This is a genomic window from Pseudomonas sp. S32 (genome assembly GCF_016648095.1).
GTDB lineage: Bacteria > Pseudomonadota > Gammaproteobacteria > Pseudomonadales > Pseudomonadaceae > Aquipseudomonas > Aquipseudomonas parafulva.
Genome location: NZ_JACVVF010000081.1, coordinates 1 through 9,521, shown reverse-complemented (window position 1 = coordinate 9,521; position 9,521 = coordinate 1). Strand labels below are relative to the sequence as shown.

Below are 9,521 nucleotides of genomic sequence, written 5' to 3'. Positions count from 1 at the left end.
CCGTAGGAGCGAGCGCAGCTCGCGATGCGCCGCGCGGGCGGCGCTCGATCTACGCGCCACCGCATAAACCACGTCATGCCCTTGGTTGCCTCTCGCGCGGTTTACCCCCCCCATTGAACCGACCTCATTACACCATGTCTGATCCGCACCGAATGCACGCGCCACACGCGCAAACGCTTGCCCGGCGTGTAGACTTGCGCTCAGGCTGGCGGATCACGCAGCGACCCATTCATCGAAGGAACCGGCAATGAACGAACAAACATCGCGCCTGAATCGGGAACGGCGCTTTCTGGTGCTGTTGGGCCTGATCTGCGTTTCGCTGATCGGGGGCGCCCTCTACATGCAAGTGGTGTTGGGCGAGGCGCCTTGCCCGCTGTGCATCCTGCAGCGCTACGCGTTGTTGTTCATCGCCGTGTTTGCCTTCCTGGCCGCCGCCATGCCGGGGCGCCGCAGCCTGACCTTCTTCGAAGTGCTGGTGGTGCTCAGCGCCGTGGGCGGAATCATTGCAGCCGGCAACCATGTGTATATACTCGCCAACCCCATGGTCAGCTGCGGCATCGATACCCTGCAGCCCATCGTGGACGACCTGCCATTGGCCAAGGTCTGGCCGCTGGCATTTCAGGTAGACGGCTTCTGCAGCACGCCCTACCCACCCGTGCTGGGTCTTTCACTGGCTCAATGGGCGTTGGTGGCCTTTGTGCTGACCGCCTTGCTGGTGCCGTTGGGTATCTACCGCAACCGGCGCCAGGCCTAGACAAAAGTCCCTGATCGCCACAATTTTTTCAGGGCTATCATTCGGCGCTGAAAGTTGCTCAACGATTGATTCAGATCAACCCGCAGCCCTTGCGTGATGCGGGTTCCAGGGCTACTGCCAGGGGTGCGACAAACTGTCGCGAAGTTGAGTTTTGAGGCGCTATTGTTGCGCATTCTGTAAAAGACTGTTGCTCAATAAGTCATAGTCAAGGGTTGGCGACCTATCTACAATCGCCCCCAATTTCCGTTCGGCACTGCTTGCAAGTCGCAGGATTGAAGGAAGCCAAGGCGCTCCCTTTTGCTGACTTCGTCAAGTTTCGCCCAACGGCGATACCGGGCGGACCCCCCTCCGCGTTTTCCCGCACCAAATGGACTTGGTCTGCTGTACAGGCCTGTTGCCTACGAAACCAAAAGCACCACTAACCCGCTTCACGCCAAGGTCCTGCAGTCGGGCCCAGGCAGGGGCGGGTACGGGCGCAACATGCCTCACTTGGCAGGACGAAGTGCTGGCTACCAAAACACAAATTGCATTGAAGCAAGCTGATCTAGAGGTCGTGAGATGAGTAAAAAGCGTTACCCCAGACTGTTTGGCATATTGCCCTTTTTAGGCATGCTTTTACTCAGTGGGTGCAACTGGACCCTGCTCGACCCGAAGGGCCAGGTCGGCATTGAGCAAAAGAACCTGATCCTCATCGCGATCGGCCTGATGCTGCTGGTCGTGGTGCCGGTCATCATCATGACCGTGGTCTTCGCCTGGAAGTATCGCGCGTCCAACAAGGCTGCCACCTACACCCCTGACTGGTCGCACTCGAGCAAGATCGAGGCTGCTGTCTGGATCATCCCGATTCTGATCATCATCGTGCTGGGCTACGTGACCTACCAGTCCACCCACAAGCTCGACCCGTATCGCCCGCTGGACTCCGACGTCAAGCCGGTACAGATCGACGTGATCGCGCTGGACTGGAAGTGGCTGTTCATCTACCCGGAACAAGGCATTGCCACGGTCAACAAGATCGTCTTCCCGGCCAATACCCCGGTCAACTTCCGCGTCACCTCCGACGCTGTGATGAACTCCTTCTTCATCCCGGGCCTGGGTGGCCAGATCTACGCCATGGCGGGCATGACCACCAAGCTGCACCTGATCGCCAACGAAAACGGCGTGTTCGACGGTATCAGCGCCAACTACAGCGGTGCTGGCTTCACCGGCATGAAATTCAAGGCTACTGCCACGACCCAGGAAGACTTCGACAAGTGGGTCGCCGAGGTCAAGCAGTCGCCGAAGAAGCTGGACAAGGCCACCTACGACGCCTTGGCCAAACCAAGCGAAAACAACCCAGTCGAGCTGTATAGCGAGGCTTCGCCAGAGCAGTTCCAGCTGATCGTCGACAAGTACGAAGGCATGAACCGCGGCCGTAGCCACGAAGAAGCAGGCAGCAAAGACCTGGCCACAACCAAGGGTGTGGAATCGAGTACGCAACCAGCTGCCGGTGCAGAGGAGTAAGAGATGTTCGGTAAATTAACCCTGGAGGCGATACCCTATCACGAGCCGATAGTCATGGTGACACTCGCCATGATCGCGCTCGGTGGTATCGCTGTCGTCGGTGCTGTCACCTACTTCCGCAAGTGGTCCTACTTGTGGACTGAGTGGTTGACGACTGTCGACCACAAGAAAATCGGGGTGATGTACATCATCGTCGCGATGGTCATGCTGCTGCGCGGCTTTGCCGACGCCATCATGATGCGTACCCAGCTGGCTGCCGCTACCGGTGGCTCCGAAGGCTACCTGCCGCCTGAACACTATGACCAGATCTTCACCGCTCACGGTGTGATCATGATCATCTTCATGGCGATGCCGTTCTTCACCGGCCTGATGAACCTCGCGGTTCCTCTGCAGATCGGTGCACGTGACGTTGCCTTCCCGTTCCTGAACTCCCTGAGCTTCTACCTGCTGCTGGCAGGCGTGCTGCTGGTGAACATCTCGCTGGGTGTTGGTGAATTCGCCAAGACCGGCTGGGTTGCCTATCCACCGCTGGCGGGTATCCAGTACAGCCCTGGGGTGGGTGTCGACTATTACATCTGGGCGCTACAGCTCTCAGGGTTGGGTACGACGCTAACGGGTGTGAACTTCCTCGTCACCGTGATGAAGATGCGCGCACCAGGCATGAAGCTGATGGACATGCCGATCTTCACCTGGACCTGCACCTGGGCCAACGTGCTGATCGTCGCTTCGTTCCCGATTCTGACCGCTGCACTGGCACTGCTGACTGTTGACCGTTATCTGGACTTCCACATTTTCACCAACGAGCTTGGTGGGAACCCGATGATGTACGTCAACCTGTTCTGGGCCTGGGGTCACCCTGAGGTTTACATCCTGATCCTGCCGGCCTTCGGCGTGTTCTCGGAAGTGACCTCGACGTTTGCCGGCAAGCGCCTGTTTGGCCACCACGCGATGATCTACGCATCGGGTGCCATTGCAATTCTGGGCTTTGCGGTCTGGCTGCACCACTTCTTCACCATGGGTGCCGGCGCCAGCGTCAACACCTTCTTCGGCCTGGCGACGATGCTGATCTCCATTCCGACCGGTGTGAAGCTGTTCAACTGGCTGTTCACCATCTACCAGGGCCGCCTGCGCTTCACCGCGCCGATTCTCTGGACCCTGGGCTTCATGATCACCTTCTCCATCGGTGGTATGACCGGCGTTCTGCTGGCAGTTCCAGGTGCTGACTTCGTACTGCACAACAGCCTGTTCGTGATCGCTCACTTCCACAACGTGATCATCGGTGGTGCGGTATTCGGCTACATCGCCGGCTTCGCCTACTGGTTCCCGAAAGCCTTTGGTTTCACCCTGAACGAGAAGTGGGGCAAAGCTGCCTTCTGGTTCTGGATCTCGGGCTTCTACGTTGCGTTCATGCCGCTGTATGCCCTGGGCTTCATGGGTATGACCCGTCGTCTGAACCACTCCGACAACCCGCTGTGGGAACCCTACCTGTACGTAGCCGTGGTCGGCGCCGTGCTGATCCTGTTCGGTATCGCCTGCCAGCTGATCCAGCTGTACGTATCGGTTCGCGACCGTCACCAGAACATGGACGTCACCGGCGACCCATGGGGCGGCCGTACGCTGGAATGGTCGACTTCGTCGCCACCTCCGTTCTACAACTTCGCCCACATGCCTGAGAAGGTTGGCCTGGACGCCTGGCACGAAGCCAAGGAAGACGGTGTTGCCTACAAGGTGCCGGCCAAGTACGAAGCGATCCACATGCCGAGCAACACCTCTACCGGTTTGTTCATGGGCCTGTTCCTGACCATCTTCGGCTTCGCGTTCATCTGGCACATCTGGTGGCTGGTCGGCGCAAGCCTGGTTGCAACCATCGCTGTCTTCGTTCGCCACGCTGCGCGTGACGACCAGGGCTTCATGGTTCCGGCCGAAGAAGTGGCGCGCATCGAAGGCGAGCGCATGCAAGCGCTGGCCAAAGCAGGTGCTCTGCCTGCCGGCGCACGTGTCGAATCGTTTGAGCGGGTGTAATCAATGTCCAGTCAAGTAATGCACGGTGCTCATGGTCATGACCATGGGCACGACGATCACCATCACGACTCGGGCCAGATGACCGTACTGGGCTTCTGGCTGTACCTGATGACCGACTGCATCCTGTTTGCGTCGCTCTTCGCCACCTACGCGGTGCTGTCCGGCAGTTTTGCCGGCGGCCCGTCGGGTCATGATATCTTCCAGCTCGATTTCGTAGCGGTAGAAACGCTGTTCCTGCTGCTGTCCTCGATCACCTTCGGCTTCGCCATGCTGAAGATGTTCGCCGGCAGCAAGTCGGGCGTACTGGGCTGGTTGGCTGTGACCTTCCTGTTCGGTGCAGGCTTCATCGCGATGGAAATCTATGAGTTCCATCACCTGATCGGCGAGGGCTTCGGCCCGCAGCGCAGCGGTTTCCTGTCGGGCTTCTTCGCCCTGGTAGGTACCCACGGCCTGCACGTGACTGCCGGCCTGATCTGGATGGCAATCATGATGTACCAGATCAACAAGCACGGCATCACGCCGACCGCCAAGACCCGCATGAGCTGCCTGAGCCTGTTCTGGCACTTCCTGGACGTGGTCTGGATCTGCGTATTCACCGTCGTCTACCTGCTGGGAGTTCTGTAATGGCTAACGCACACGACACTCATCACGAGGGTGGCCACGGCAGCGTGAAGTCGTACATGATCGGCTTCGTCCTGTCGATCATCCTGACCGCGATTCCGTTTGGCCTGGTGATGTACCCAAGCCTGCCGAAGAACCTGACCGTTCTGATCGTTGTGGCCATGGCCGTGATCCAGGTTGTTGTACACCTTGTATACTTCCTGCACATGGACCGCTCGAAAGAGCAGCGCAACAACGTATCAACGTTCCTGTTCACCACGTTGGTGATCGCACTGCTGGTTGGCCTGTCGCTGTGGATCATGTTCAGCATCCACTTCGAAATGCTGGCCAAGTGAGGTAAGACTGCATGTCCGTTAAGCACTTTATCCAAATCACCAAACCGGGGATCATTTTCGGTAACGTGCTTTCCGTGGCAGGCGGTTTCTTCCTTGCCGCGAAGGGCCATGTGGACTTCGCCCTGCTCCTGGCGGTAATTGTGGGCACTTCTCTGGTTGTGGCGTCCGGTTGTGTGTTCAACAACTGCATCGACCGCGACATCGACCAGAAGATGGAGCGCACCAAGAACCGCGTCATGGTCCAGGGCGGCATGTCGCTGCCCCTCGCGCTGATTTACGCCACCCTGCTCGGGGTGGCGGGTTTCAGCTTGCTGTACGTTCAGGCCAACCCTCTGTCCGCGTTCTGCGCGCTGGTTGGTTTTGTGGTGTACGTCGGCTTCTACAGCCTGTGGCTCAAGCGCAAGTCGGTGCACGGCACCCTGGTTGGCAGCCTGTCCGGTGCCATGCCTCCGGTGATCGGTTACTGCGCCGTGAGCAACAGCTTCGACCTGGCTGCGGTCACCCTGCTGGTGATGTTCAGCCTGTGGCAGATGCCACACAGCTTCGCCATCGCCATCTTCCGCTTCAAGGACTACAGCGCCGCCAACATTCCGGTACTGCCGGTGGCGCGCGGTGTGCTTGCGGCGAAGAAGCAGATCGTGCTGTACGTGCTGGCCTTCCTGCTGGCCACGTTGATGCTTACCCTGGGCGGCTACGCCGGCCTCGCTTATCTGGCTGTTGCTGCTGGCATGGGCCTGTACTGGCTGTACATGGCCTGGGGTGGCTACAAGGCTGAGGATGACAGCAAGTGGGCCCGCAAGGTATTTGGCTTCTCCATTCTCACCGTCATGGCCTTGAGCTTGATGATGGGGGTGGACAGCCAGACTGCGGCCGATGTGCTGATGACTTACGCACGCTGAAATTGCTGCCTGCTTTACGAAAAGCCCCGGCCTTTGTGCCGGGGTTTTTTATTTCAGTCATAAGCCGGTCGTTGCAATCACGCTGCCGTGGTTTTCCAAAAATGCATCTAAATAAATAATAAAAAACAGGGTATTACCCTTTACAGGTCACCCATATCGGCACTATCTTCTGTTTCAGGCCGCCCCATGCGGCCAACGTCGCTCGGACGGTTCCGGGCGCTTACGTCTCAGAGGAAGCCATGGCCAACCCAGGTTCGCCGCGCCGTTTCGCGCGCATTGATCGTCTCCCCCCTTACGTCTTCAACATCACTGCCGAACTCAAGATGGCTGCCCGCCGCCGCGGCGAGGACATCATCGACCTCAGCATGGGCAACCCTGACGGTGCCACCCCCCCGCATATCGTGGAGAAACTGGTACAGGTCGCCCAGCGTGAGGACACCCATGGCTATTCCACCTCCCGTGGCATCCCGCGGCTGCGCCGGGCCATTTCCAACTGGTACAAGGAACGCTACGAGGTCGATATCGACCCCGAAGACGAAGCCATCGTCACCATTGGTTCCAAAGAGGGCCTTGCCCACCTGATGCTGGCCACGCTCGACCAGGGCGACACGGTGCTGGTGCCCAACCCCAGCTACCCCATCCACATCTACGGGGCGGTTATTGCCGGTGCGCAGGTGCGCTCCGTGCCGTTGGTGCCGGGGGTGGACTTCTTCAACGAGCTGGAACGGGCCATCCGCGAGTCGATCCCCAAGCCCAAGATGATGATCCTGGGTTTCCCGTCCAACCCGACCGCCCAGTGCGTGGAGCTGGACTTCTTCGAGCGGGTGGTGGCCCTGGCCAAGCAGTACGGGGTGCTGGTGGTGCATGACCTGGCCTATGCCGACATCGTCTACGACGGCTGGAAGGCCCCGTCGATCATGCAGGTGCCGGGCGCCAAGGACGTTGCAGTGGAGTTTTTCACGCTGTCCAAGAGCTACAACATGGCCGGCTGGCGTATCGGCTTCATGGTCGGCAACCCGGAACTGGTCAACGCCCTGGCGCGCATCAAGAGCTACCACGACTACGGCACCTTCACCCCCCTGCAGGTAGCGGCCATTGCCGCGTTGGAAGGTGACCAGCAGTGTGTGCGTGACATCGCCGAGCAGTACCGCCAGCGCCGCAACCTGCTGGTGAAGGGGCTGCACGAGCTGGGCTGGATGGTCGAGAACCCCAAGGCGTCGATGTACGTGTGGGCCAAGATCCCGCCGCAGTATGCGCACCTGGGGTCGCTGGAGTTTGCCAAGAAACTGTTGGCCGAGGCCAAGGTGTGCGTGTCGCCGGGTATCGGTTTTGGCGACTACGGTGACGATCATGTGCGCTTCGCGCTGATCGAGAACCAGGACCGCATTCGCCAGGCCATACGCGGCATCCGCCAGATGTTCCGTGCCGACAGCGCGCCTCGCGCGTAAAGCCCTCGGGGCCGCATCGCGGCCCCACTAAGACCTACGGGATTCGCTTCCGCCTGCTCCCCGCATGCTGCCGCCTCTATCTTGACCACTCATTTCTCCCCACAGAGACCCTCCAATGAGTGTATTTACCGCCTACTTCTGCGGCACCGGCTCGCACCGCTTCGACGACGCAAACCCCAACTTCTGGAATGGAGAACTGGTTTCAACGCTGGCCAACAATGACCAGGGCCGCGAGTTCGCCCACTGGATCGCCGTGGACGGCCCCGGCAGCGGCAACCTTCAGGATGACCAACTGTTCGTTGAGCCCGGCGGCTACTTCAACTGGACCGGCCAGTTGTTCGGGCGTGGCTGGGAGGAGAACGTCAACCATGTGCTGCAGGTGATCAAGGGCGAAAGCAACTGGCAACGCACCAAGCTCAGCGAAGCCGACTACGAGCGGCTGAAAAATGCCGGCGTACCGGTGCCCGAGGTGGCCTCCACGGCATCCTGGTTCTGGCGCACCTACGATTATGGCGACCGCCACCCGACGCCCCAGGAACTTCAGGAGCGCATCATCGGTATGTTCCGCAAGCCGCGCCTGCCCACCCAGGTCAACCTGGTGGGCTGGAGCCGTGGCGGCATCAGCTGCCACATGCTGGCCAATGCCATGGCTCAGGACCCCGTGCTGCGGGACATCCCGGTGAACATCTTTGCCATCGACCCGGTGCCGGGCGTGGGGAACGTTCAGCGTGAACGGGTTGCCTTGGGCAGCAATGTGCGCGAGTACGTGGGGTTCTACTCCAGGGACGAGCGCTCCAAAGGATTTGCCTGCGTGGTCCCGTCGGTGGAGGAGGGGACACGGATCTGCATCTACCCTATGCCAGGGCGCCATGCCACGCTGGTGGGCAATGCCTCCATCGACGGCGCGGGGGTGGGCAAGCTGCTGGTGGAGCCAGGGCTGATCGTGCGGCATTACGCCGAGGTGTGCCTGGCGCGCTGGGGGGTTGAGCTTGCCGGCCGGCTGGGGCTCAGCGATGCCCAGGTGATGGGGTACCACCAGGCGATCGCTGCGCGAGAGGGCCAGTACCAGGACATGCGCCGGGTGTCTTACACCGTGATCACCGAGGGCAGCCAGCACGACCGGCTGGTGCACGAGGGGAGCAGGCAGACGGGTTTCAGCCAGGTGTGCGGCGATGGCTACGAGCCCACTGCGGGCCTAGGGCTGCAGCAGTGTGACGTGAATACCTACAAGGCGCTGTGCTGAGTGCCCGCGCGACAGGGCCTGCCCCTGTCGCCACGCAGGGATGGCGATGGACGGCGATTATTTTTGCATCCCCCCTCTATTCAGCCACCCCTGCTTGGACTGAGAATGGCGCCGCGGGCTCAGCCCGATAACAACAACCTTCCCTCCGTGCCATCATGTCCGAATATAACCCTTGCCTTGACTGCGGCGCTTGCTGCGGGTACTTCCGTGTGTCCTTCTTCTGGGGTGAGTGCCAGTCTTCCGGTGGCCTTGTGCCGGACGACCTGGTGGTGCAGATCAACCCCACCCGCGTCGCCATGATCGGCACCGATGCCAAGCCGTGCCGCTGCATCAGCCTGAAAGGCGAGATCGGGCAGGAGGTGGCGTGCACCATCTATGAAAACCGCTCCAGCCCTTGCCGGGAGTTCGATGCGTCCTGGGAGGGTGGTGTGCACAACCCCAGCTGCGACGCAGCGCGGGCGGCCTACGGCCTGCCGCCATTGACCCCGCCTGGGGCCAACGAGCCACACTGGCCGGATGATGGGGCTGAGGTGGCCTGAGGCTGAGGTGGCCGGTTCGCACGTGACCCCATGCAAATCCGTCCCTGGCCGGTCATCCTTGCTGCACTTCAGCAGGCACTAAAAGCGTCGTGTACGCTGGCACAGGCCACATTGGCCCGAAACAAACGTAGGAGCGAGCAAAGCTCGCGATGCGCCGCGC

The 9,521-nt window shown here is 60.4% G+C and carries 9 protein-coding genes; all 9 read left to right on the top strand.

The window, feature by feature from the left end; translation table 11 throughout:
* Positions 1-247 precede the first annotated feature (247 nt).
* The 9 genes from IAE38_RS23155 to IAE38_RS23115 all read left to right on the top strand — a co-directional run bounded on the left by IAE38_RS23155 (position 248) and on the right by IAE38_RS23115 (position 9,361).
* On the top strand, positions 248-754 hold the full coding sequence (locus IAE38_RS23155) for a disulfide bond formation protein B (protein ID WP_028631623.1): 507 nt from the start codon (positions 248-250) through the stop codon (positions 752-754).
* Positions 755-1,312: 558 nt separating this feature from the next.
* Positions 1,313-2,254: a ubiquinol oxidase subunit II gene (cyoA, locus tag IAE38_RS23150; RefSeq protein ID WP_201163773.1), complete on the top strand. Its 942-nt coding sequence runs from the start codon at positions 1,313-1,315 to the stop codon at positions 2,252-2,254.
* Positions 2,255-2,257: 3 nt separating this feature from the next.
* Positions 2,258-4,276: a cytochrome o ubiquinol oxidase subunit I gene (gene cyoB, locus IAE38_RS23145; protein WP_028631621.1), complete on the top strand. Its 2,019-nt coding sequence runs from the start codon at positions 2,258-2,260 to the stop codon at positions 4,274-4,276.
* Positions 4,277-4,279: 3 nt separating this feature from the next.
* The gene (gene cyoC, locus IAE38_RS23140) at positions 4,280-4,900 is read left to right on the top strand and encodes a cytochrome o ubiquinol oxidase subunit III (protein ID WP_028631620.1); all 621 of its coding nucleotides are present in this window, start codon (positions 4,280-4,282) and stop codon (positions 4,898-4,900) included.
* The gene (gene cyoD, locus IAE38_RS23135) at positions 4,900-5,232 is read left to right on the top strand and encodes a cytochrome o ubiquinol oxidase subunit IV (RefSeq protein ID WP_028631619.1); all 333 of its coding nucleotides are present in this window, start codon (positions 4,900-4,902) and stop codon (positions 5,230-5,232) included. Before cyoC ends, cyoD begins: the two co-directional genes overlap by 1 nt.
* 11 nt (positions 5,233-5,243) lie before the next feature.
* Positions 5,244-6,131, top strand: coding sequence for a heme o synthase (gene cyoE, locus IAE38_RS23130; RefSeq protein ID WP_028631618.1), 888 nt, complete (start codon positions 5,244-5,246; stop codon positions 6,129-6,131).
* A gap of 239 nt (positions 6,132-6,370) precedes the next feature.
* Positions 6,371-7,579, top strand: a complete 1,209-nt coding sequence (gene alaC / locus IAE38_RS23125; RefSeq protein WP_028631617.1) for an alanine transaminase — start codon at positions 6,371-6,373, stop codon at positions 7,577-7,579.
* 115 nt (positions 7,580-7,694) lie between these two features.
* Entirely contained in the window at positions 7,695-8,822 is a 1,128-nt protein-coding gene (locus tag IAE38_RS23120) for a hypothetical protein (protein WP_201219491.1), read from the top strand.
* Positions 8,823-8,977: 155 nt separating this feature from the next.
* On the top strand, positions 8,978-9,361 hold the full coding sequence (locus IAE38_RS23115; protein WP_028631615.1) for a YkgJ family cysteine cluster protein: 384 nt from the start codon (positions 8,978-8,980) through the stop codon (positions 9,359-9,361).
* Positions 9,362-9,521 lie beyond the last annotated feature (160 nt).